Origin of the sequence: Legionella sp. 16cNR16C (genome assembly GCF_021297775.1) — a bacterium.
In the GTDB taxonomy this organism is placed as follows: domain Bacteria; phylum Pseudomonadota; class Gammaproteobacteria; order Legionellales; family Legionellaceae; genus Legionella_C; species Legionella_C quinlivanii_A.
The window spans coordinates 114,802-138,180 of the sequence record NZ_JAJTMX010000003.1; the positions used below are offsets into that span (position 1 = coordinate 114,802).

Below are 23,379 nucleotides of genomic sequence, written 5' to 3' on the forward strand. Positions count from 1 at the left end.
AAGCATAGCTGTTTTTTATGAGAAAGAGGGGGGATTACTAACAGGGGCCGGCATGGGCTTAATCTCCTGAAAGGTATGCAGATTGGTGGTGGCCCGTCTATCGCTCGGTTTGGTTAATATCTCACTTAGGCCGTGCGCAAGCACACCGTCAGCTGGGTAGCGAAAGCCGTTGTGCGTTTGAATATTGGCATTGTTAAGAAGCGCTAAGGTGTCGTGCTCGACATCAAAAATATTGCTTACCTTGCCTGGAACAATGGATATGACATGGTCTTTCTCAAACGTGACGGCACTACGAAATTCGGTTTTGGTTTTAAATTTGGCGAGTACATTGCCTTGCCAGGATTTAAACTGAAAGCGCTCAGCAAAGTCTGGCCAAAACCGATTCATTTCGGCCTCGCATCGGGGCTTAATCTGCGTTTGGATATAGTCATTATCAATCTGATTTAAAATACGGTAGGCTTCATCGGTGGTAGAACAAGACTCCATAATCGTATACTGCCCATGGGTGACTAAATAGCGGTGGTTAAAGGGTTTGGAATCCACCAGTGGCATTAAGCAAGGAAATAGGCCATCCATCATAATCACCGAGATGGGTTTTTGTCCTGGGTCGCTGTCTTCATAAATGAGCCCTAAGCAGGGTTGGTAGGCAATTTCAAACGGAAAGGGCAGCTCGTCTTGGGGTTGAAACGATTGAAAGCTCGATGCATTAATCACTTTATCAAAGGAGCGCATCTCGCCATTCATGTGGAGAGCGGCACCACGGTCTCCAGGTTGGATGGCTTTTATCTCGGTGTCTAATTGCAGCGTGACGCCGGCCTCCTTTAAGGCGTTTTGAAAATACTCCCGGAGGGGCTCGCCAATTAAAAGACTAGGTTCTTTGATGTTATGGGCGCTTAAGATATTTGCAAAATCCAGCTCGTCGGGTGAAATCGCGGTGTCTTTCTGAAATTCATCACACACGGACTTAAATTCAGACGCGCTGACGTGAGAGGCTTTGCCCATCGAATCGGTAGTGCCGACCGCATAGATGGAGTATTCATGGTCAACCACTAAGTCCGGATAGGTGGCCATAAAGGCCTCAAATCCTCGTCGGCAACTTTCCCGGGTTTCGGGGGAGCGCGGATAATGCGAACCGCAATGCAAGCGAATACCAAATTGGCCGGAAATCCCCTGAAAAATAGCTTTGTTTTTATCAATCAATGTCACTTTATGTCCTGCCTTGGCCAGGGCCAATGCAAGATGGCAACCATACCAGCCTGCTCCGATAATGGCAATTTCCATAATGCCTCGCAAAAGACTTGCTGTTTAAAGTATGGATGATTTTTTAGTTCTTGGATGCGCATCCGTCTTTTTATTGTCTGCCAATAGGTTTCGCTCTCTGAAAGAAAGGCAAAATCGTTTCAAAACCAATTTATCATTAATTATTAGTGAGATAGCGAAGGGTTTGTTCTCAAAGGGAACAGCGGAAAAAAGTCAAGACTGGTTCTTCTAAAAAAAAGAAGATACAATGCATTTCTGAAATTTCTATCCCAAGTCTTGCTTTTGTGGATAAGTTTTTTCAAACATCTCTCTATTAGCGCCTTGTTTCCTTCGTTCCTTCTTCAAGCCCTATGATTACAAAGGCTTATCACCTTTCAAATGCGAGAAATCACCTTGTCACTTATCCACAAAATCTGTGGATAACGATGTGTATAGAATGTTAGAGCGCTGATAAGTAAAGGAAAAACCCTACTGCCCAGACATTTTTCAATCTACGCCGATGCGAAGAGCACTACGCTGCTCATCTGCTTGCCAGATATTGGCGATATTGGCTTCTTGAAGGAGTTTATTGACATGCAAATGCTCCCAGGCCGCATGGCGGCAGGCAATTTGGGATTCTACCGGCAAGGACTCAAAGTCAATTCGCTCATCAGAGGTCATCACCTCAGTGATATCGATACTCCCAAATCGCTTGTGCTGCCAAAGAACGAAAGCATTCGGCCAGTAATAACGGAAGTGGACGGTCACTCGTTTCCGTACAAAAGGCAGTCGGTTTGATGCTGGGACATGTTATTCACTCCTTAAAATTACACGGCATGGTAGGGCAGTGTTTAAAAAAGACAAGACTGGAAAAACCGGCGCATTATCATTAAGCTTCGTACATGAAAACAAAAACAATATTGCCCTTCATTGTTCTTTTAACTTTGAGCCAGGTGTGCGATGCCACACCGCCTGCTAATTTCGCGCAAGCCAAAAAAATAGCAGCAGTCGTATTTAAGCCGCATCCTATCACGTTGTATTGCCAGTGCCATTACCAAAACAAGCAAATTGATTTGGCGAGCTGTCAGATGGATGCCGCCGCCGATAAAAAAACGAGCGTTGCGCCTGGAATGGGAGCATATGATGCGTGCGACACGAGGTCGCATAACAAACTGCTTTCATAATCAGGAAGAATATAGAAAGCCTGTTGTTTCGCCAGCAGTTCCCTATCTGGACATGCATCTGTGGCAACGCAGGGGTATGAAGCTCTAGAGACATTGTAACCGCGGATAACCGTAAGAGAAGCCGTAAGGTGACTCCGAAACTGCTAGCATCAAGCGGTGAGGTGCTTGGGATAAATGGTATGGCTAGCTTATGCAAACTTCTTATAAACACCGTCATGTTCAGAAAGCCAAAGATGCTGATAGGCTTTAACCAAAAGGTAAGTGGTCAAGATGCAGGTTTACATCATGCCGCATCGCGAATGTAGTGCCGCCGGTGAAGTGGAAGAGCCTAACCCATTTTGTTTGTTATGCGAAACGTGGAAACCCTGCAGTAGTCCTGAGAATAGGAAGGTACTCTGTAAAGATTGCTGATACTGCTGCAGGAATAGGAGGTTGGAAAAAGCGAAGGCATTGTTGTAATCGCAATGATACGGATTTAAATATTATCCGGCACGAAAGTGAGCCCACGTCCAACTGGTCTTAATCGCAAGATAGCTTGCAGAACCAATAGTATGAGGAAAAGCAAATGACGGCTAGAATTAAACACTCTACTGGTGCATCTTCAACAAGCGAACTCGATTGGAATGCCATCCCTTGGCATCAAGCTCAGAAGTTTGTACATCGGCTACAAGTGCGTATTGCGAAGGCTTATAAAGAGGGTAAACACGGCAAAGTTAAATCCTTGCAATGGCTGCTCACTCACTCCTTTTACGCTAAAGCATTGGCTGTAAAACGAGTTACCCAAAATAAAGGAGGAAAAACAGCCGGGATTGATAAAATAGTATGGAGCACACCAAAGCAAAAGATGAGAGCCATAAAATCGCTAAAGCGGCGAGGGTATAAACCATTACCTCTTCGGCGAATTATGATTCCCAAAAAACAAAAAGGAACATTTCGTCCTCTTAGCATTCCGGTGATGAAATGCCGTGCCCAGCAGGCTTTATATGTTTTAGCACTTATTCCCATCTCCGAAGCAATAGCGGATAAAAGTTCTTTTGGATTCAGGCCTTTAAGATCAACAGCGGATGCTATCGAGAGATGCTTCAAAATTCTCTCTCATAGGCATTCTGCAAAATTTATCTTAGAGGGGGATATCAAATCATGCTTCGACAGTATTTCGCACCAATGGCTTATTAACAACGTGCCCATGGATAAAGACATACTGAAGAAATGGCTAACGGCAGGATACATGGCGGAAGGAACCTTATACCCGACCTCCGAAGGTACGCCACAAGGCGGATTAATCTCACCAATATTACTGAACATTACATTAAGCGGACTGGAAAAGATCATCAAGGATGGCAAAGGCAGTCAGGCAAGTAAAGTTCATACGGCTATCTATGCAGACGATTTCATTGTCTCAGGGGCAAGCAGAGAAATATTGGAATATACGGTAAAACCCAAAATTGAAGCATTCCTTGTTGAGCGGGGCCTAACATTATCTCCAGAGAAAACTAAAATTACGCATATAGACAACGGATTTGATTTTCTCGGCGCTAACATAAGAAAATTCAATAACAAACTTATTATAGTGCCCGCTAAGGACAGCATTAAAAGTTTCCTAAAAGACATTAGGACAACGATAAAATCGAATCCAACCTTATCTGCTGAAAAACTTATCTACTTGTTAAATCCTAAAATTCGCGGGTGGACAAATTATCACAGAACAATATGCGCAAAAGAAACTTTTTCTAAAGTTAGCCATCTTATCTTTTTTGCAATCTGGAAATGGGCCAGAAGACGTCATCCAAATAAAGGAACTGGGTGGATACTTAAGAAGTACTTCCGTTCCGATTCCAAACGAAATTGGATATTCTCTACTACCGTCAAGGACAAGGATGGAAAGACGACCTATCTCGACATTGTCGAGCCAACGAGAATACTTATCAGACGTCATATCAAAATCAGAGCTGAAGCATATCCATTTGACCCAAAATTCAAAGAATATTTTGAAAAGAGGAAGCAACTTAAAAACAAACGGATCGCTGCTGAACCCCTTAATAAAAAGGGTTAAGCTGGGTCATTTATATGGCCTTATAAAGGCTTGAGCGGAGTGCGGTGAAAGTCGCACGCTCCGTTCTTAGGGGACGGAGTCGCAGCAATGCGACTCTGTTACCCGACCTGCCGAAAATTTTGGTCGGCAGTTCGCCTGTTGGCGGGTACCGCTTTGCCATCATGCCAACGGCACACCTTATAAAGGGCGGGCTTGTTGTGAAAAAATAGAGCCACGATTTCGCCTGGCGGAAGCTGAGCTTTATAACTTATGGCCAGAAGTGGGATTGTTAAATCAAATGCGTTCTAATTATCGCTACGCCGAACTCCCAGGCAAAACAAAAACCTACGGCTGTGAGTTTTACGTGGATAAAGCCACACATCGCATTGAACCAGCCGATACGGTGAAAGGACTAGTAGCCCGTGCGAACCTTTTTATGGCTGACCGGTATGGCATTGCATTAAGTCCCGCACAACAACAATTATTTATTGCCTGGCATCGGCAATTTCCGCCAAGCGCCTGGGAAAAAGAGTGGGCTGCTCAAGTGGCCGGCATTGAGGGGTATTCCAATCCCTGGATTGATTGATGCGAATGCTTAAGAATGGGTGGGGTTATTCTAACCCAACCCAATGAGTCCTTTGGCTATGAGTAATCACATTTAAGCAAAGTGGCTTGGCCAAATTGCAATGAAGCTCATTAAACGTCTTACGGACGCGTAGATGTAGGTTAACCTTGAATTGGAAACTCAGAGCAGAGGATAGCACATGTACTTTCACGAAAATTGACAGCCCGTATGGCTTTACTATACTTAAAGTGTAGGCAGTTGAAACGCGAAAGCGTTCTCAGATGCTGGTTTTGTCGCAAATTTTTTTTCAGATACAGTGTTGAGAAACGCTGGGCGAGTCTATGCCGCAAGTCCATAAAACTGTTCAAAGATGGATTGTTTTCCTGTTTTCAGATGCTGTCCTTTACGAAGCATGTGGTGGAGTTCAATTCCTGCCAGTGTAGCCTTGGCTGAGTGAAAGGCTTTAAATCCTTTCATGGGTTTAGTGACATTCTTGATGAACCTGTGATCCTGCTCTACGATGTTGTTGAGGTACTTGACTTGCCTTACTGTGATCTGGAGGAAAAGTCCGCCCATAATGAATAGCATTGCCAGATGCAGGTTGATAGTATCAATGCCAGCTTTGTTGGCGCCACTTTTATCCATGGTCACGGTGTGTGGAACTCCATTTGAACCAATGACTTTCGCGAAAAATGCCCTTGCTGCCGGTTCATCCCTTTTTTCTGATAGCATGAAATCAACGGTATTGCCTTCTTTATCCACTGCACGATACAAATACATCCACTGTCCTTTAACCTTAATATACGTTTCATCCATTCTTAAGGAACCTCCCGTCGGACGCTTATGACGTTTGCGAAAAGCTTCTTCTAGCTGAGGGGAGTACTCAACTACCCAGCGATGAATAGTGGAATGGTCTACTTTCAGGCCACGCTCAAGAGCAAGCTCCTCAACATCTCGATAACTCAGAGAATAGGCCAGATATCATCTGACCAGCATCAATATAATATCCCGCTTGAAATGTTTCCATTTGAAAGAGAGCATCGTCAAACTCCAAAAAATGTGGAAACTCTACCAAAGTCTGAAATTTTCTGCGACAAAACCCAATCAAAAGGTGGTGATTACCCCTTTTAAAACCCATGAACCTGGAAATTTCAAACTGGGAATTGATGCGCCTAAACAGGTGTCTGTGAACAGGCAGGAAATTTATTTAAGAAAACAGGAACAGTTAAAGAAAGAGAATACATCAACTGACTCCTAATGGTTTTTGTCATAGCGAGATGAGTGGATTTTTATTAGCATTTATTCTAGAAATAATAAGGCTTGATGGTTTCATAAAGCAGATCGTTAAGGTGATGTATCACTCGATGCATTAAAATATCATGGGTATCGGTGAATTGATGGGCGATTACATCACTGACTGCATCAGTCGTTTGTTCTTCTTTGGCCAGGATTAACAGTAGATGCTCTGGTTGTGTGGAAAGAAATTCATTAATTAGCGGGCGAAGCAGTTCTTGCGTCACCTCTTTTCTGGATAAATAAATTAAACACTCGCGCTCGAGCGCATGAAACAATTTTTTATTCATGGAGTATTCCTTTGCAACCAGCCCTCAATATAGGTGATGGTTTCTTCTATAGTACTTACTGCCTGATGATGTCGAAAACCAACAAGTTTAATCAGCACCAGTACCGCTTAACCAATATGCTGATTAGCACCCAGGATTTGCGTTATAAAACCAGTGTCGTCGTAACCAAAATGCTACGTTCACGAGTGAAATTAGCACAGGCACCTCAACAAGGGGGCCTATAACTGTTGTGAATGCGATAGCAGAGTTAAGTCCAAAGGCAGAAATGGCTACAGCAATAGCCAATTCAAAATTATTACTTGCTGCCGTAAATGAAGTTGCCGTTGTTTTCTCATAGCTTGCGCCGATGATTTTTCCCATTGCAAAACTGACAAAAAACATCACAACAAAATAAATAGCCAAGGGAATGGCAATACGAATCACATCAAATGGAAGTTGTAACACCATCCCGCCTTTCAAAGAAAACATCGCCAAAATCGTAAAAAGCAGAGCAACAAGGGTAATGGGAGAAATTTTTCGTAAAAAATTGGTTTCATACCAAGCCAGACCTTTTCGCTTTATCAATACAAAGCGAGTCAGAAATCCAGCAAAAAAAGGAATACCCAGATAAATAAAAACACTTTCTGCAATTGTCATAAAATTAATGTGAACTATTTGCCCTGTCATGCCAACCAGGGGTGGTAAAACTGTTAGAAAAAACCAGGCATAGACACTAAAAAACAACAGTTGAAAAATACTGTTAAATGCCACTAATGCCGCAGCATACTGATTATCTCCTTCGGCTAGTTGATTCCAGACAATCACCATAGCAATACACCGTGCCAAGCCAATGAGAATCAGTCCGGTCATGTATTCGGGATAACCATGTAAGAACAAAACAGCAAGGCCAAACATGAGAAATGGTCCAACAAGCCAATTTTGAATCAATGATAATAGAAGAATACGCCAATCTTTGAACACCAATGGTAATTCTTCATATTTAACCCTGGCCAAAGGAGGGTACATCATTAAGATTAGGCCAATCGCTATAGGAATATTGGTGGAACCAATAGATAAGGAATTTAAAAATTTTGGCGTGCCTGTAAAGATAGAGCCGATAACAACGCCTACAGCCATTGTCATGAAAATCCATAATGTTAGATATCTATCTAAAAAAGAAAGACGATGATTATTGCAAGTGGTCATGACAACAACTCCTTTTCTATTCGTTGTTGCAGTTGATTAAATACCGCTTCAAATGCTGTATTAATTTTCGCTTCAGATCCTTCCACTTTAGCAGGATCAGGAATACTCCAATGGAGTTTCTTTGGTTGACCAGGGAAAATGGGACAGCTTTCACTAGCCGCCTGGTCACAGACAGTAATGACTAAATCAATAGATTCTGATTTAAATTCATGCCAGGATTTACTGCGAGGTGTATTTGGTTTGATACCATGGCGAGCAAGAGTTTCTATCGCTTTCGGATGTACGCTTCCGGTCGGGGCGCTACCTGCGCTAAAAGCCAGATAGCGATCATTCGAGTAATAATTAGTTATTGCCTCGGCCATAATGGACCGACAAGAGTTACCTGTACAAAGAAATAATAATTTAACTGGATCAGTATTCATTAATCACAACATCCCTTTGTTTTTAACGGTGTATCATAGCAAGAGGTTGATGTCTTTTTGGTAGGCATTGAGCACGAACTTTCTGTTGTATTATCTCCAGAAAAAAATTGAGCATCCTCCATAGTATGATAGGCTTCCCATGCGATTCCAGTAGGGTCACTCACCCATGATTTTTCTGATTTCGCATAACAACACGTTGTTTCACCGTCACTATGGGTTGAAATATTAGCTTGAGAAAATTGGTTTCTCAGTGCGTCTAATTCGGCGGCATCATCCACTTGAATGCCTAAGTGTTCCACACCATGTTTTCCAGCACGGGTTGAAATGGCAAAATTAATACACGGGTCTTCTAGCATCCACTTGGCATAATCGGATTTAACTTTTATTGGTTCAGCTCCAAATAGGGCATTGTAGAAACAGATGCTATCAGCAAGGTTGTCAACACCAATATGAATATGAAAACGTTTCATGACTTACCCCTTTTTAGAATTACAGTAATCAGTTAATTCAATAACCAGACAATCTTTTTTCCCAGGTTGTTGAATTTGAACTTGTTGTTTGCTGCAACAATCCTGAACCATGAAGGTGATAAAATCGCGCATTAACTCAAAATTTGCTGAATAAAATACATAACGCCCTTGACGATAGGACGTGACAATTTGGGCATTAGACAAATGGCTTAAGTGAAATGATAGGGTATTGTGTAAAATACCCAGCTCATCGCCAATTGCTCCTGCGGATAACCCTTCTGGTCCCGCTTGAACAAGCAATAGAAACACTTGCAAGCGAGTTTCCTGAGAAAGGGTATCGAATATTTTTAGTGAATTTTTTATGTCCATATTTCTAGAATAGTAGAAACATTTAATTTAGTCAATCTGCCATTTAAAATATGTATTTTCCTGCCAAATAAATATAAAACTTACAAAATTCTAAGGATAACCCTGTTTAGTGCACGTGAAAAATAAGATGGTGAAGATTCGCTGGGGAAGTTTTGTTAAATAGTCTGGCCAATAGAAAACCATGGGCAAGTATATTTTTATTAGCTTTTTAGTAGCATTTTGTATCCTTGACATATACCCCATCCAGGTATATACCTATAGGGGTATATAGGAGAAAAAATTATGCCCAAACATTCGGAGCATCATCAGGAATTGTCCCGACTAAATCGAGTGACAGGACAGCTTGAAGGTATTAAGCGGATGATTGAAGAGCAGCGTTATTGTGTGGATATTTTGTCGCAATTGCGTGCCGTTCGAAATGCTGTAAAAACTATTGAGCTTGGCGTGCTTGAGCGCCATGTTTTAAATTGTCTTAATGAGGTTGCTTGCCATGGCAGTCAGGAATCGCGTCAAGAAAAAATGGATGAAATAATGGGCTTGCTTAAAAAATACGATTGAGGTGAATGATGAGTACGCATAACCACAAAACCGAGCACACCAAAGAGGAGCACAGTTGTTGTGCTCATCAACATAAAAACCCTCCTGTGTCTCGTGTTGATAAAGAGACAGGAAATACAATGTATACCTGCCCAATGCATCCGCAAATACGTCAAGACAAACCAGGTACTTGTCCCATTTGCGGTATGGCTCTTGAGCCTGAGCAAGTGAGTTTAACAGAGCAAAAAAATCCTGAATATCAGGACATGTTTTGGCGCTTCATTGTGGCCTTTATCGCCAGTATTCCCATTGTAATCTTAGCGATGGGTGAACACTGGTTGAGCGCATCGATTCCAGTGTCCTTATCCTTATGGCTTCAAGTAATGCTGGCCACTGTGGTGGTTTGGGGTTGTGGCTGGCCATTCTTCGTTCGAGGTTGGCAATCGCTTCGATCACAACGATTGAATATGTTTACTCTAATTGCTTTAGGTACGGGAGTTGCCTGGGGGTATAGTTTAGTAGTATTTATTTTCCCTCAATGGTTTCCCCTTCATTTGCAAGAAAATGGGACGATTCCGGTATATTTCGAAGCGGCAGCAGTCATTACGACTCTGGTGCTTTTAGGTCAAGTATTGGAGTTGAAGGCGCGAGAACGCACAGGAGATGCTATTCGCGCGTTGCTTCATTTAAGTCCTGCAGTCGCTCATCGATTAAATGATCATGATAAAGATGAGGATATTACGCTTGATGAGGTGCGCGTAGGGGATAGATTACTAGTGCGTCCGGGTGAAAAAATCCCGGTTGATGGGGAAGTGATTCAGGGGCAAAGCGATGTCGATGAGTCCATGCTAACCGGTGAGCCTATGCCTGTTGCAAAAGAAATAGGCAATCACGTCATTGGCGGGACACTCAATCAACAAGGAAGCTTCATTATAAAAGCTGCCCAAGTGAGCAAAGATACGTTACTTGCTCGTATTATTACCCAAGTCAGCGAAGCGCAACGCAGTCAAGCTCCTATTCAACGGTTGGCCGATGCTGTGTCAGCCTGGTTTGTGCCATTGGTTTTAGGGATTGCAGGGCTTTCGTTTCTCGTCTGGTTTTTCATAGGGCCTGAGCCTTCTTTAAGTTATGGGCTAATTGCTGCTATTTCCGTACTGATTATTGCCTGCCCTTGTGCTTTGGGGCTTGCAACGCCTATGTCAATCATGGTGGGGATTGGTGAAGGCGCACGACGTGGTATCTTGATTAAAAACGCAGCTTCTTTAGAGCAATTACGAAAAGTCGACACACTTGTTGTGGATAAAACAGGAACATTGACTCAAGGCCATCCGGCGTTAACCCAAATAATCCCATGTAAGTATTGGCAAGAAAATGAACTGTTGCGTCTTGCGGCATCTCTTGAACGTCATAGCGAGCATCCATTGGCTAAAGCTTTACGTGATGAAGCGCTAAAACGCCAAATTACTCTGGAAGAGGCTACAGATTTTATTGCAGTCAGAGGTAAAGGCGCTCAAGCCAAAATCAATGATGCGATTATTGCCATTGGCAATGCCCATTGGTTGTCTGTTCCTGATGATGAGATTCCTGATGCGGCATTAACAGCACAAAGAGAGGGAGCTACTGTGATTTATATGACGGTCAATAAACAGTTAGCCGGTGTCTTTACGGTAGCCGACCCTATTAAAGAGTCGAGCCAACATGCGGTCGCCTCCTTAATTAAAAAGGGCATTCAAGTCATCATGCTCACCGGTGATAATTCCATGACAGCTAAAGCGGTAGCGGAACACGTAGGCGTTCAGAACGTCATTGCCGAAGTATTGCCGGATGAAAAAAGCAATGTGATTCGCGAACTACAACGAAAAGGGCATGTGGTCGCAATGGTTGGTGATGGCGTTAATGATGCGATTGCTTTGGCAACAGCAGATATTGGTATTGCGATGGGAACGGGTAGTGATGTAGCGATTGAAAGTGCTGGTATGACGTTATTATCGGGTGATTTAAATAAGCTTTTGGAAGCCTATGAGCTCTCCGTACATACGGTAAAAAACATCCATCAAAATCTATTTTTTGCCTTTATTTATAATGCACTGGGTGTGCCTGTCGCGGCAGGCGTTCTTTATCCCCTTACAGGGTTATTGCTTAACCCGATGATAGCTGGTGCTGCTATGGCGCTAAGTTCCGTGTCAGTGATTGTCAATGCGTTGCGTTTACGCCATAAACTGGCATGATAGAACAAGAATAACTATATAAAAAAACCAATGTATTTTAGGGACAGAGTATACATCATGATGAAACAAAACTGGGGCTTGAAGTATTGGGTGGTGAGTATTATGGTGCTAATGCCAGGACTTGTGTATGCCACGTCTTCTTTAGGTCTTAAAGAGCTCACCCAGTTGGCTATTCAACATAACAAAGATTTAAAAGCAGCACGTTTCGCCATTGCCATTGCCGAGGCTCGTCTGATTCAAGCAGGGTTATGGTCTAATCCGACTTTAAATTTAAATAACAATGATGATAGGGTATTTAATAACGAGGGAGAATATTCTCGCAGCATCAATTTCAACCAAGCTTTTCCCATCTCCGGCCGTATAGCGAAGCAAAAAACCATCGCGCGTATTGATATTGTTCGCGCACACGCTGAGGTTTTTGAGGCTACACGCCTACTCAGTGCAAAAGTCGCGAATGCCTATTATGCAGTGGTAGTTGCCGAAAATCGCATGCAACAACTTAATTATCTACAAAGCATTAATCAGGAGCTAGTGCGTGTCATTCATAACCGTTATCATGCAGCTGAGATTTCTAAATTGGATGATAACTCTGCCCGCATCGAATACGCACGCATTAAACAAGAAAAACAACTGTTAAAAAGTCAGTTGATAAGCCAATACGCACTCTTAAATCAACTGATAGGACAAGCCCCTAATACACCGTTGTTAGTTCAAAAATCCATTATGATAGCAAAAAATTTTCCTCCTTTAGGAGTACTTACCCAGTTCGCCTTGAATCATCGTCCTGACAGACGAGGGTTATTACTAGCAGGCCTGCGTGCCGGGGCTGATAGACGCCTTGCACAAGCTGAACGCTTTGCCGATTGGAATGTGGGTGTTGGGGTACAGCAAGATAAAATTGTGGTGGAAGGAGCGCCTCCTCAACAAGCAGACCGCACCTTAGGTATTTCGTTATCGATCCCACTGCCGCTATTGAATCGTAACCAGGGAAGAATTTTAGAAACAAGTGCAACAGGCACTCAGGCAATGATGTCCATTGATGCCTTAAATCTTACTATTGAAACAGAAGTCGCCAGCAATTACGGCCAACTTAATGCACTTAAAACAAGTGTGGTACAAACGCAAGGAACCTCTCTTCGTTTAGGACTTGAGAATGTGACACTTGCTCGTGAAGCGTATCAAAATGGGCAGGTCTCTTTTCTTAACGTCTTACAAGTACAGCGGCAACAAAACGAGGTGCAAATGGCCTACTTAACCACTGTGGGGCAGTATTTTCAATCCTATGTCGCCTTATGTACTGCTATTGGAGCACCGCATTCAAGCGGATTCTGTTCTTATTTATCCCAAACCAAGGAAGTGACCAAATGATTCATCCACCTCATCGTATCTGTCAAAGGTTAGGGTTGCTTTTTTTGCTGGGCGCTCTCTTTCATTCCTCATGCCTGATAGCTCATGGAGACGAAATTGAAGTGAATGAATCGGGTCCTGCGCAGACTGTTACACTGACGCCCGAACAAACAAAGATGCTGGACATTAAGGTGTCTGAAGCGACTTCTCGTCCTATGGGTGAGTATTTGACATTAAATGGTCAAATCCAATTGTTACCCAACGCACAAGCCGATGTCAGTGTACGCATTAGTGGTGCCGTGACTGAACTGGTTGCCAATCTAGGCGATACAGTGACCAAAGGACAGGTCTTGGCCACGGTACAATCTCGTCTAATTGGCGATCCTCCACCCAGTGTGGCGGTAAAAGCGCCCATTTCAGGTGTTATTGATTCACGCAATGTCAATTTAGGACAAGCAGTAGAACCCAATACCGTTTTGTTTCACATCAGTAACCGCGCGCAATTGTTGGCCATTGCCCAAGTGTATGAAGAAGATTTAGGTAAAATTAAAGTAAGCCAAGACGTCAATGTACATGTTTTAAGTTATCCAAAACGTGTTTTTCCAGGAAAAATAACACTTATCGAACCCAATTTAGATCCTTTAACGCGCAGTGTGAACGTACAAATCGGGCTGGATAATAAAGAAGGACTACTAAAGCCTGGTATGTTTGTGCGTGCTAATGTGGTATTACGGTTTACCCAAGCGGCACTCACTATACCTAATAACGCCGTACTTGAAATCGACAATGCTACTTTTGTTTTTGTAAAGAATGGCAAAGCTTATGACCGAACGGTAATCAGTATTGGCGCTCGTGATGAGAAGTACACCGAAATTAAAGAAGGTTTGGTACCGGGTGATGAGGTTGTGACTCAAGGAAATCGCCAATTATATACTTTATCCTTAAGCGGTGGCGGCACCCAAAAAAAGGGTGAGAAGGAGTCCCACTAATGTTTACTCGATTAATTGCTTGGTCGCTCCATAACCGTCTTTTGATTTTAGCCTTAACGCTAGTTCTTTGTCTTTTAGGTGGTTACACCTTAAAACAAATGCCAGTGGATGTATTTCCGGAGTTTGCTCCACCTCAAGTTGTAGTGCAAACCGAAGCACCTGGCATGGCAACCCAAGATGTTGAAACGCTTATTACCTATCCTTTGGAAAGTGCCATTAATGGCACGCCAGGGGTTGCTAGTGTACGTTCTAAAACATCAGTTGGTTTATCCACGATTACGGTGGTTTTTAATGATAGAACTGATATTTATCGAAATCGGCAACTCGTTAATGAGCGTATTCAACAAGTGAGCAACAAACTTCCGCCAGGCGTAAATCCACCGGTGATGCTCCCCGTTACCTCAGCTGTTGGCTGGCTTGTAAAATATGCCTTAATCAGTGATACAGAAAGTCCTGAAACATTACGTACGATTGCGGATTGGACAATTAGACCGAGGATTTTGGCGTTAGGTGGGGTCGCTTCTGTAGTGTCAATTGGTGGAGAGGTGAAACAATACCAGGTGCGTTTAATTCCTGAACGGATGCTTGCGTATGCTATTACCATTGAAGAGGTACGGCAAGCATTAACAACAGCCAACCAAAATGTGCCAGGTGCCTTTGTTCACCAAGCAGGTAGCGAGCTTGTAGTAGGGACGATGGGACGAATCCAATCCTTGGAGGATATTAAAAAAACCGCCATTACCGTACGAAAAGGGGTTCCTATCACTATCAATAACGTGGCAATAGTCGCCTTTGGCGGGGAAATTAAGCGCGGAGATGGCGCGTATAATGGGAAGCCTGCGGTGATTGGCACTATTTCTAAAGCGTATGGTGCTGATACGGTGACAACTACCGCTAAAGTGGAGGAGGCTTTAGAAAACATCAAACAAACACTTCCAGCAGGTGTTGAACTAAAAACTGAGGTCTTTCGTCAAGCCAATTTTATTGAATCTGCAATTCATAATTTAACTCGCGCCCTTTTAGAGGGCGCCATTATTGTTATTGCCATATTATTTGTGTTTTTAATGAATTGGAGAGCTTCATTCATTACGTTTCTTTCCATGCCTGTATCCTTTGTCATTGGTTTATTAGTATTGCACTATTTTGGCATTGGTATTAACTCGATGACACTAGGTGGGATGGCCATTGCCATTGGGGAGGTGGTTGATGATGGCATCATCACCGTAGAAAATGTGGTGCACCGATTAAGAGTTAACCGCCAAGAAATCCATCCTCTACCTGCTATTGAAGTGGTTTTTGATGCCGTGCTTGAGATACGAAGCTCAGTCGTTTATGCCACCATCATTATTAGTCTCGTCTTTTTGCCCATTTTCTTTCTATCAGGAATTGCTGAGCGTATTTTTAGTCCATTAGCCATTGCATATATTGCTTCTGTCTTGGGCTCACTAGTGGTGTCCATTACCATGGTGCCTGCTCTTTGTTATCTCTTATTGGTTCGAGGTCAGGAAAAAACACGCGATACTGATGTGAGTTTGCATGCATTGTCTCAGCGCGAGCGTCACTACGGATTAGAGCAAAAGGTTGGGCAGGTGGTTGAGTCTGAAACACGTTTTGTAGTGGGGCTTAAGCGTTATTTTTTAATTGCATTACACTGGTCTTTAGCACACCTTAAAACGGTGGTGGCCATCGCACTGGCCGCTTTTTTGTTTGCGTTAGCCTTACTTCCCTTTTTTGGTACTTCTTTTTTACCCGAGTTTCATGAAGGGAATTTCATTGTGGCCATGAGTACCTTGCCAGGCACCTCCTTAGAAGAATCAATGCGCTTAGGGCAACAGGTGCAAAAAACCTTAATGACCTACCCCCAAGTTATCTCTATTTCCCAACGTGCTGGACGAAGCGAGCTTGATGAAGATGCATTGCCCCCCAATGTCAGTGAATTTGATGTGCGTCTTGATTTTGATAAAGATAAATCCATGCCTCCAGATGAATTATTACGACGTATTCGCGCTGATTTAGCCAATATTCCGGGGACTGTGTTTAATGTCGGGCAATTTATTGCTCATCGCATGGATGAAGTGCTCTCTGGGGTTCGTGCGCAGGTGGCGGTGAAGTTATTTGGTGATAATTTATCCACGTTAAATGATTTAGGGCGCTCTTTAGAAGCAGTCTTAAAATCCGTTCCAGGTGTTGTCGATGTCAACAAAGAGCAGCAAATTAATGTACCACAAGTCATTATAAAAATTGATCGTGAAAAAGCGACACGTTATGGCGTGAATGTGGGGCAGATTTCTGAAGACGTCCAGGTGCTTTTAAATGGGGTGAGTGTTTCGAGTGTTCTAGAAGGCCAGCGTACTTTTGATTTATACCTTCGTATGGATAAGACCGGTCGCGACAGCATTAAAGCGATTGAAAACATGCTCATTGATGCGCATGGGCAGGCTCAAGGAAATTCAAGTCAAATACCTTTGCGTGCGGTGGCTGAAATTAAAGTCGAACCACAACCTTTTGCCATTAATCGGGAAAATGTCCAGCGGTTATTGGTGATAGGCTTTAACGTCCAGGGACGTGATTTAGGCAGTGTGATAGCTGAAGTTACGCAAGAAGTGCAAGAAAAAATTAAACTTCCTGCCGGGTACTTTATTCAATACGGTGGCCAATTTGAAAGCCAGCAACAGGCTTCCAAAGTGATTCTGACCTTTGGTGGTTTGGTTATTTTTATTATGCTTATTTTGCTGCACAAAGCCTTTGGTACCTTTAGAGAAGCTCTGTTGGTCATGTTTAATTTACCTTTAGCGTTAATTGGTGGGGTCATTTCGCTCTATATCGCCAGTGGTGAGATGAGTGTCGCGGCAATGATTGGTTTTATTACCTTGTTTGGGATTGCCGCACGAAATGGGATTATTTTAGTCAGTCACTACAATCAATTGCGTTTGCAAGGAAAAACCCGTGAGCAAGTGGTTATTGATGGTACGCTCGATAGATTAGTGCCTGTGTTAATGACAGCAGCTACCGCAGCGCTCGGCCTTTTTCCACTCCTTTGGGGATCACCTGCGGGTAAAGAATTAGAACGGCCTTTAGCCCAGGTACTATTAGGCGGGTTATTGACCTCAACGGTGCTTAATATGTTTGTGGTACCGACAGTTTATAATGCTATAGAACAATGGCGCGAAAAACGAAGTGCTTTAAAGGATAAACAACCAGGAGAAACACTATGAAGCAAATACAGCGTAACGGTAAATCGGTATGGCTTAGTTTGATTATGAGCCTTTTTATTTGGACAATGCCCTTAGAACTTTTTGCCAATACAAATGAACCTCCCAAAATAACTATCCCTTCCACTGTTCCTGCCATTTGGAAGGCTATAGAGGAACATAGTGCATCGATAAATCAGGCATTAAAAGAAAACCAATTAGCTTCCATTCATGAGCATGCGTTTGCTATTCGCGATTTAGTCAATGCACTTCCTGCTAAAAGCCTGGATTTATCGGATGAACAGAAAAAGACTTTGCAGAATAACTTAAGCTTTGTTGCGCAATTGGCTACACGTCTTGATAAAACAGGTGATGCAAACGATAAAGAGGGGACACAAGTGAATTGGGATAAATTGGAAAAGATATTAACTCAATTACGCAATCTTTATCAAACCTCACAGTCTAATTAAGGATTACATTGATGAAATTGTTTTATTGTATTCAAGGAGTACTATTAAGTACGTTGGTTTTAGGACAGGCTCTTGCAAATCAAGAGCCTGTCCCTCTTAAAACGAGTGCCCCTACAGTATTGTTGATTAAAAAATTCCAAACCGAAGTGGATGGTAAACCAGCTGAGTTGTTCCGCATTGAACAGCCCGATGGCACATGGGGATATAAGGGGGTCAAAGGTCAAGTATTTGATGCGATTGTAAAAAATCAAACGGATAAGCCCACCGTCTTACATTGGCATGGTCTTATTGTTCCTAATGATCAAGATGGGGTACCTTATGTGACGCAAGCACCTATTCCCCCAGGTGGCGAGTATCATTATCATTTCTTACTTAAACAGTCTGGGACTTATTGGATGCATTCGCATCATGATTTACAAGTACAGCAATTTTTATCAGCCCCTTTGATTATTGCTGATCCAAACGATAAGATTAGTGATAAAGAGGTTACTTTATTTATCGGAGATTTTAGTTTTAAAAAACCAGAAGTGATTCTAAGTGAGTTAAAAAAAGGGCAAATGACCCACATGCATCATGGCAATGGGATGTCTTCTATGCCTATGGATAATGCGGCAGCTGATTTAAATGATGTTAATTATGATGCTTTTCTAACCAATTATAAAACTTTAAAAAATCCTCAAATCGTTCCCGTTCATCCAGGAGACACTGTTCGATTACGTTTCATTGCGGGTTCTGCAATGTCCAATTTCTTTTTAAATACAGGTATTTTGAAAGGAGAGGCAATCGCACTCGATGGCCAATCGATTCAACCTGTACAATCTGAGCAATTTCAACTTGCTGTGGGACAACGACTTGATGTCCTGGTGACTATTCCCCAGGGTGAAGCAGCATATCCAATTCTTGCTCAAGGCGAGGGGACGCAGATGCAAACGGGTTTAATACTCGCAACGCCTAAAGCGATTATTCCTAAACTTAATGAAAAAAGTTCAAGTAAAGCCGGGGCTTTAAATTATGATCAGGAGTTTCAATTTAAAGCATTACACCCACTGCCTGATAAAACACCAGGCCAAATCTTAACCGTTAATCTAGAAGGCGATATGATGCGCTATGTATGGACTATTAATAACCAAAAATGGCCAGACATTAAACCTTTAATCGTTGATGGTAATAAACGCGTCGAAATGATCTTTAACAATAAAACGACCATGGCTCATCCTATGCATTTGCATGGTCATGTATTTGAAGTAACTGAGATTGATGGTAAAAAAATAAGAAATGGTCTATTGCACGATACGGTCATCGTGTTGCCGAAATCCACAGTGAACATTCAATTCGATACTGATAATCCTGGTAATTGGATGATGCATTGCCATATGCTGTATCATCAAGAAACGGGCATGATGACCCTAGTGAGTTATCGCGATTTTAAATTGCCCAAATTAATGATGCACCATTCGTTGTAAGCTCCATTGCAGATACTGCAATGGAGCTTGAACATTAAGCCATTTTTTCGCATTCTTCAGCACATTGATAACATGCATCGGCACAGCGCTTGCAGTGTTCCATGTGCTGATGTTTACTGCATTCATCGCCACAATCACGGCAAATTTTAGCACATAATCCGCAAATTTCTTTAATAAAGGATGAACCCCTGGCCATCATTTCTGCCGCAAGGGCGCAGATTGCTGCACAATCACGATCCAATGTAATACAACAGGCTAGGTCTTTACGGTTGTCTTCTTCGCTGCAAGCCGTTGCGCAATGCTCACATTCAGCCACACATTTTTGGCAGGCTTTAATACAGGCCTCATACTGTTGGTGGGACATGCTATTCTCCTTTTGATGGTTCATTTGCATACCATTGATTACGCCATGTTTTTAATTGCTCAATTTCTTTTTGTTGGGTGTCAATGATTTTCTGAGCCATTTCTTTGATTTCAGGATGTGTTGCATTTTTTAAAGCATCTTCTGCCATCATAATGGCAGCTTCGTGATGAGGTATCATCAAATCAATAAAGCGTTTATCGTATTGATTGTCTTTTTTACCTAACTTGTCCATCATCATTTGATCCATGGTACTTTGGCATTTTGTCATTGAGCCCATCATACAAGCACAATTCTCTTTTGCCCAAAGTGTATTAGGGATTGTAATAGTAAGCGCAAGACTGCTGATAATTAATAATTTTTTAAACATTGGGCTTCTCCTTGTCCAGTTTTAAGAAATGATCTAATGGTTCCTCTTCGAACTATTTAGGAACTCAATAATTTTCATTACGTCTTTTTTAGTGAAGGGCTTACGAAAGACTCGCTCCTTCTTCTCTTCTGATAACCCATAATCTTCGTATGAAGATAAACCCATAATAGGTGCTTCTTTGCTAATATGCCAATTTTTCTTAATTTGATGAATCAAAGTGTTTCGATGATTAAGGTTGATATCAATTAAAATAAGATCGTATAGCTTAACGGTTATGTACTCCATTGCAGATTCAAAATCCCAAGCCAAATCTATGTGATGCTCTAGATCCAAGAATTGTGAGCGAATAACAATTCGTGCTGCCAATGAAGGTTCTACTATTAAAAAAGTATAAGACTTTGGCATGGAATTTCTTTCATAATAAAATGAGGCGCATATACAGTATATTTGCTCCCGACAATAATTCTAGAGTAATTATCATTTATGGTCATTCCAGTGATTGATTATAAAGCAAGGCAGCGAGGGACTGAACCTTAGCATTACCCAGGCTTTTTAATTGGAATTTCTAAAAATGTCACAAACCGCATCAGCGCCGGCGCAGGATACAGCATACAATAATCGCGCAACCAGTACGGGGGATACCTGTCCCACAAGTTGTTTAGCAAAAGGCGTACTGGCTTCAAAATACATTGCAGCACCAAGTGCTGCGATAGTTGGGGTAATTAGTTGAAAGCGCCTCATCTATAATCTCTCCTGATAAAACAAGCTATAAATACAGTTGGATTGTAATAACATAAATTGAAATAAGATCTGCAAAATTACATGACGGTGTTATAAAATATTTTTTTAGTTTAAATCAAATAGCTATTCCATAGCCATCTTCCGACTATTCCCAGAATGAATAGCCACAATAGAACAATAATCACGGCAAATCCCCAGTTTTTTGGCAATGATTCGCCCTTATTGATAGCTATTGCAGCGCGACTAATACACTCATCCCAAATGTCTTTAGGTATTAATTTAATCGTAAGGTAGATACCTAGCGGTATAATTAATAGATCATCCAGAAAACCTAAAATTGGGATGAAATCTGGAATAAGATCTATGGGGCTTAATGCGTAAGCTAAGGTTATAAACGCCACTAATTTTGCTTTCCAACTTACTCTGGGATCATGTTTAACAAAATACAACACCCTGTAATGCCCCCCAAATAAACCGGTCCACCTAGTTTTAAATTAACGACTAGGAATAGGACTAGTAATATGACTATAACAACAATAGAATGTAACGAAATAATTCACTCCAGTCGTAAGCGAAAACGTTGGACAGCTTACGAAAAACAACAAATAGTTCATGAAACCTACCAAACAGGCGTAACAGTATCCTTTATTGCACGCAAACACGGTATTCCTCCCAGTCAACTATTTTACTGGCGAAAAATAATGGAGAACGGTGCATTGACCAGCGTTAAAACAGAAGAAGAAGTCATCCCTGAAAGCGAAGCCAGGGCGTTGAAAAAACGCATTAAGCAACTTGAGCAAGTTCTTGGACAAAAGACATTGGAAAATGAGATCTTGCGTGAAGCAGTTAAGTTGGGTCGAGAAAAAAAACTGATCTCGCGACAACCCTTGTACGGGATAAGCGATTTCGAATAAGAGCAGTTGCCAGGGCACTGCAGGTTTCGCGCTCCCACTTAATGCAGAGGTTGAAAAATATGGAACACCCCAGAAAACAAACGGTTAAAATACGTGATCAGGAACTACTGCCTTACATTCGTGAAATAACGGATAAACGCAGTAGCTATGGCTATCGCAGGGTTACAACGCTTCTTAATCATGAGTTAAAAAAGAGAGGTCTTACCTGCGTAAATCATAAACGTGTATATCGTATTATGAAGCAAAATCAATTATTACTGCCGGCGTATGGAAAAAAACAAACGCGAGTACATGATGGGAAAGTAATTACATTGCATAGCAATACTCGCTGGTGTTCAGACTGTTTTACCATACAGTGTGCTAATGGTGATAGAGTTCATGTCGCCTTTGCAATGGATACTTGTGACAGAGAAATATTAGGCTATATCGCCTCGACAGTAGGCATTGACGGACAGGCAATCAGGGATTTATTGCTAGAAAGTGTAGAATACCGATTTGGTGCAGCAGAACACATGCCCAAACAGATACAGTGGTTAACTGACAATGGCCCTTGTTATGTGGCCAGGGACACTGTTTCTTTTGCAAGAAACCTGGGCTTTGATGTGAGGACAACACCAGCATATAGTCCTGAAAGCAATGGTATGGCAGAAGCGTTTGTTAAAACGTTTAAACGAGATTATGTCACTTTTTTTGATCTTGATGATGCGCAAACGGTTATGAAAAAGCTTCCTGAATGGTTTGACGATTACAACGAAGTTGCGCCTCATAAAGGCTTAAAAATGATGGCTCCCAGAGAATATATCAGGAGCTTATTAGCGGTGAGTTAGGTGGTTCGGTTTTATAGGGGCAACTCCACACCCAAATATATTTCTTCATGGATAAGGAAATTTTTTTTAATGTGTTCATAATCAGTGGCCTTGAAATAGCTCTTAAAGGATTAGGGGGTAATCCCCCCGAAAAATAACTGGTGCTAAAAGTAGAATTTTCTCGTAACCGATATACAGGATATTCTTATGGAAAAATCAAAATTTACAGACACTCAAATCCAATCAATTCTAAACAAGCTGAAGCTGGCGCGCCTGTTCGGAGCAACGCGAAGATTCATGAAGACTTTAGGATTTGAAAGAAATTCAGTGACCATGCGTTAGAGCTAATTATTAAAAACAACTGCAATAATAAGGACTAACACACCAAGTGCTTGGCGAAAATAGTTAACCCCACTTGTTATCTCTAGCCATGCCCAGGTAAAGATAAAGCCAAAACTGAGCAAGTTAAAAAAATCATGGATTTTTGGTTGATTATTGCTCCAAAGCAAATTCAATATTGTAAGTATCATCCAGCAAATGAGTGGCAAATTAGGTGCTTGGAATATAACAATCTGGCCTCTGCTGTCTTTAAAAAAATCTACAAATTTAAACATGTCTTAATTTCCTGATATCAAATTTGTTTACCGATTTACTTGAACCCCTATCTTGGGTGATGCCCATTGAATAAGCAATATCTTTCGTAAATCGATAAATGTGGCTTGTGCATTATTTAAATTCTTAAAAGTAAGGACATAAAGGTGTCCTTTTATTTCTAAGCTACCATTTTCAACTAAATCGGATAAATCGACGATAATTATTCCTTGATGTTTATTAGGCTATTAATAAAATAGTAGAGGTAGTTACACGAGGATTAGAATTTTTATCATTAAGATTACACATTTTACATACCAAT

The 23,379-nt window shown here is 41.8% G+C and carries 26 protein-coding genes and 1 pseudogene; 13 read left to right on the forward strand and 14 right to left on the reverse strand.

The genetic code is table 11. From position 1 onward, the window contains the following. Positions 1–15: 15 nt before the first annotated feature. Positions 16–1,281 (reverse strand): FAD-dependent oxidoreductase, encoded by a 1,266-nt coding sequence (locus tag LXA66_RS10525; RefSeq protein WP_233013145.1) that lies wholly within the window; start codon positions 1,279–1,281, stop codon positions 16–18. 465 nt (positions 1,282–1,746) lie between these two features. Further along, positions 1,747–2,007, reverse strand: coding sequence for a hypothetical protein (locus tag LXA66_RS10530; RefSeq protein WP_058524227.1), 261 nt, complete (start codon positions 2,005–2,007; stop codon positions 1,747–1,749). 134 nt (positions 2,008–2,141) lie between these two features. Between LXA66_RS10530 and LXA66_RS10535 the strand changes: the two genes are divergently transcribed. The 3 genes from LXA66_RS10535 to LXA66_RS10545 all read left to right on the forward strand — a co-directional run bounded on the left by LXA66_RS10535 (position 2,142) and on the right by LXA66_RS10545 (position 5,041). Continuing rightward, positions 2,142–2,423 carry a hypothetical protein gene (locus LXA66_RS10535; protein ID WP_058524226.1) on the forward strand — a complete coding sequence of 94 codons (282 nt, stop codon included), beginning with the start codon at positions 2,142–2,144 and terminating at the stop codon, positions 2,421–2,423. Between the two features lie 565 nt (positions 2,424–2,988). Next, on the forward strand, positions 2,989–4,476 hold the full coding sequence (gene ltrA / locus LXA66_RS10540) for a group II intron reverse transcriptase/maturase (protein WP_233013146.1): 1,488 nt from the start codon (positions 2,989–2,991) through the stop codon (positions 4,474–4,476). A 223-nt stretch (positions 4,477–4,699) separates the two neighbouring features. Next, positions 4,700–5,041 carry an endonuclease gene (locus LXA66_RS10545; RefSeq protein WP_255665403.1) on the forward strand — a complete coding sequence of 114 codons (342 nt, stop codon included), beginning with the start codon at positions 4,700–4,702 and terminating at the stop codon, positions 5,039–5,041. A gap of 318 nt (positions 5,042–5,359) precedes the next feature. Here the strand turns inward: LXA66_RS10545 and LXA66_RS10550 are convergent. Continuing rightward, a pseudogene (locus LXA66_RS10550) lies at positions 5,360–6,061 on the reverse strand (IS6 family transposase). Between LXA66_RS10550 and LXA66_RS10555 the strand changes: the two are divergent. Next, positions 6,048–6,278, forward strand: coding sequence for a carbon storage regulator (locus LXA66_RS10555; RefSeq protein ID WP_233013148.1), 231 nt, complete (start codon positions 6,048–6,050; stop codon positions 6,276–6,278). The pseudogene LXA66_RS10550 and the gene LXA66_RS10555 sit on opposite strands and share 14 nt — an antisense overlap. 46 nt (positions 6,279–6,324) lie before the next feature. On the opposite strand, the gene LXA66_RS10560 is transcribed toward LXA66_RS10555, so the two are convergent. From LXA66_RS10560 to LXA66_RS10580, 5 genes are all read right to left on the reverse strand, one after another. Then, positions 6,325–6,603, reverse strand: a complete 279-nt coding sequence (locus LXA66_RS10560; RefSeq protein ID WP_233013149.1) for a histidine kinase — start codon at positions 6,601–6,603, stop codon at positions 6,325–6,327. A gap of 123 nt (positions 6,604–6,726) precedes the next feature. Further along, positions 6,727–7,788 carry an ACR3 family arsenite efflux transporter gene (gene arsB, locus LXA66_RS10565; RefSeq protein WP_233013150.1) on the reverse strand — a complete coding sequence of 354 codons (1,062 nt, stop codon included), beginning with the start codon at positions 7,786–7,788 and terminating at the stop codon, positions 6,727–6,729. Continuing rightward, the gene (locus LXA66_RS10570; RefSeq protein WP_233013151.1) at positions 7,785–8,210 is read right to left on the reverse strand and encodes an arsenate reductase ArsC; all 426 of its coding nucleotides are present in this window, start codon (positions 8,208–8,210) and stop codon (positions 7,785–7,787) included. Before LXA66_RS10570 ends, arsB begins: the two co-directional genes overlap by 4 nt. Further along, entirely contained in the window at positions 8,210–8,680 is a 471-nt protein-coding gene (locus LXA66_RS10575; protein WP_233013152.1) for an ArsI/CadI family heavy metal resistance metalloenzyme, read from the reverse strand. Before LXA66_RS10575 ends, LXA66_RS10570 begins: the two co-directional genes overlap by 1 nt. Positions 8,681–8,683: 3 nt before the next feature. Then, positions 8,684–9,049 (reverse strand): helix-turn-helix transcriptional regulator, encoded by a 366-nt coding sequence (locus LXA66_RS10580; RefSeq protein ID WP_233013153.1) that lies wholly within the window; start codon positions 9,047–9,049, stop codon positions 8,684–8,686. 282 nt (positions 9,050–9,331) lie between these two features. Here LXA66_RS10580 and LXA66_RS10585 point away from each other — a divergent pair, with 282 nt between their 5' ends. From LXA66_RS10585 to LXA66_RS10615, 7 genes are read left to right on the forward strand one after another with little or no spacing between them, the layout of a single operon-like run. Beyond that, a complete protein-coding gene (locus LXA66_RS10585) occupies positions 9,332–9,607 on the forward strand; it encodes a metal-sensitive transcriptional regulator (protein ID WP_233013154.1) in 276 nt (91 codons plus the stop codon). A gap of 8 nt (positions 9,608–9,615) precedes the next feature. After that, a complete protein-coding gene (locus LXA66_RS10590; RefSeq protein WP_233013936.1) occupies positions 9,616–11,814 on the forward strand; it encodes a copper-translocating P-type ATPase in 2,199 nt (732 codons plus the stop codon). A 57-nt stretch (positions 11,815–11,871) separates the two neighbouring features. Next, positions 11,872–13,182, forward strand: a complete 1,311-nt coding sequence (locus LXA66_RS10595) for a TolC family protein (RefSeq protein WP_233013155.1) — start codon at positions 11,872–11,874, stop codon at positions 13,180–13,182. After that, positions 13,179–14,150 carry an efflux RND transporter periplasmic adaptor subunit gene (locus LXA66_RS10600; RefSeq protein WP_233013156.1) on the forward strand — a complete coding sequence of 324 codons (972 nt, stop codon included), beginning with the start codon at positions 13,179–13,181 and terminating at the stop codon, positions 14,148–14,150. Before LXA66_RS10595 ends, LXA66_RS10600 begins: the two co-directional genes overlap by 4 nt. After that, positions 14,150–17,365, forward strand: a complete 3,216-nt coding sequence (locus LXA66_RS10605) for an efflux RND transporter permease subunit (protein WP_233013157.1) — start codon at positions 14,150–14,152, stop codon at positions 17,363–17,365. Before LXA66_RS10600 ends, LXA66_RS10605 begins: the two co-directional genes overlap by 1 nt. Then, complete coding sequence (locus LXA66_RS10610) at positions 17,362–17,811, forward strand: transporter (RefSeq protein ID WP_233013158.1); 450 nt, start codon at positions 17,362–17,364, stop codon at positions 17,809–17,811. Before LXA66_RS10605 ends, LXA66_RS10610 begins: the two co-directional genes overlap by 4 nt. 11 nt (positions 17,812–17,822) lie before the next feature. Beyond that, positions 17,823–19,274, forward strand: a complete 1,452-nt coding sequence (locus LXA66_RS10615) for a multicopper oxidase family protein (RefSeq protein ID WP_233013159.1) — start codon at positions 17,823–17,825, stop codon at positions 19,272–19,274. Positions 19,275–19,308: 34 nt separating this feature from the next. Here LXA66_RS10615 and LXA66_RS10620 read toward each other — a convergent pair whose 3' ends face one another. The 5 genes from LXA66_RS10620 to LXA66_RS10640 all read right to left on the reverse strand — a co-directional run bounded on the left by LXA66_RS10620 (position 19,309) and on the right by LXA66_RS10640 (position 21,147). Further along, entirely contained in the window at positions 19,309–19,638 is a 330-nt protein-coding gene (locus LXA66_RS10620; RefSeq protein ID WP_233013160.1) for a four-helix bundle copper-binding protein, read from the reverse strand. Between the two features lies 1 nt (position 19,639). Then, the gene (locus LXA66_RS10625) at positions 19,640–20,005 is read right to left on the reverse strand and encodes a DUF305 domain-containing protein (protein WP_233013161.1); all 366 of its coding nucleotides are present in this window, start codon (positions 20,003–20,005) and stop codon (positions 19,640–19,642) included. A 33-nt stretch (positions 20,006–20,038) separates the two neighbouring features. After that, positions 20,039–20,410 (reverse strand): hypothetical protein, encoded by a 372-nt coding sequence (locus tag LXA66_RS10630; protein WP_233013162.1) that lies wholly within the window; start codon positions 20,408–20,410, stop codon positions 20,039–20,041. A 147-nt stretch (positions 20,411–20,557) separates the two neighbouring features. After that, a complete protein-coding gene (locus tag LXA66_RS10635) occupies positions 20,558–20,746 on the reverse strand; it encodes a hypothetical protein (protein WP_233013163.1) in 189 nt (62 codons plus the stop codon). Between the two features lie 110 nt (positions 20,747–20,856). Beyond that, positions 20,857–21,147 (reverse strand): DUF1232 domain-containing protein, encoded by a 291-nt coding sequence (locus LXA66_RS10640; RefSeq protein ID WP_233013164.1) that lies wholly within the window; start codon positions 21,145–21,147, stop codon positions 20,857–20,859. 120 nt (positions 21,148–21,267) lie between these two features. On the opposite strand from LXA66_RS10640, the gene LXA66_RS10645 reads away from it, so the two are divergent. Next, positions 21,268–22,487 (forward strand): IS3 family transposase gene (locus tag LXA66_RS10645; RefSeq protein ID WP_370637245.1). Its coding sequence is split into 2 segments (ribosomal slippage): positions 21,268–21,610 and positions 21,610–22,487, totalling 1,221 coding nucleotides; the frame shifts between segments, so codons are not numbered across the junction. 186 nt (positions 22,488–22,673) lie between these two features. Beyond that, the gene (locus LXA66_RS15840; RefSeq protein ID WP_255665356.1) at positions 22,674–22,808 is read left to right on the forward strand and encodes a hypothetical protein; all 135 of its coding nucleotides are present in this window, start codon (positions 22,674–22,676) and stop codon (positions 22,806–22,808) included. Between the two features lie 2 nt (positions 22,809–22,810). Here the strand turns inward: LXA66_RS15840 and LXA66_RS10650 are convergent, their stop codons facing one another. Beyond that, positions 22,811–23,080 carry a hypothetical protein gene (locus LXA66_RS10650; protein WP_233013166.1) on the reverse strand — a complete coding sequence of 90 codons (270 nt, stop codon included), beginning with the start codon at positions 23,078–23,080 and terminating at the stop codon, positions 22,811–22,813. Positions 23,081–23,379: the final 299 nt, after the last annotated feature.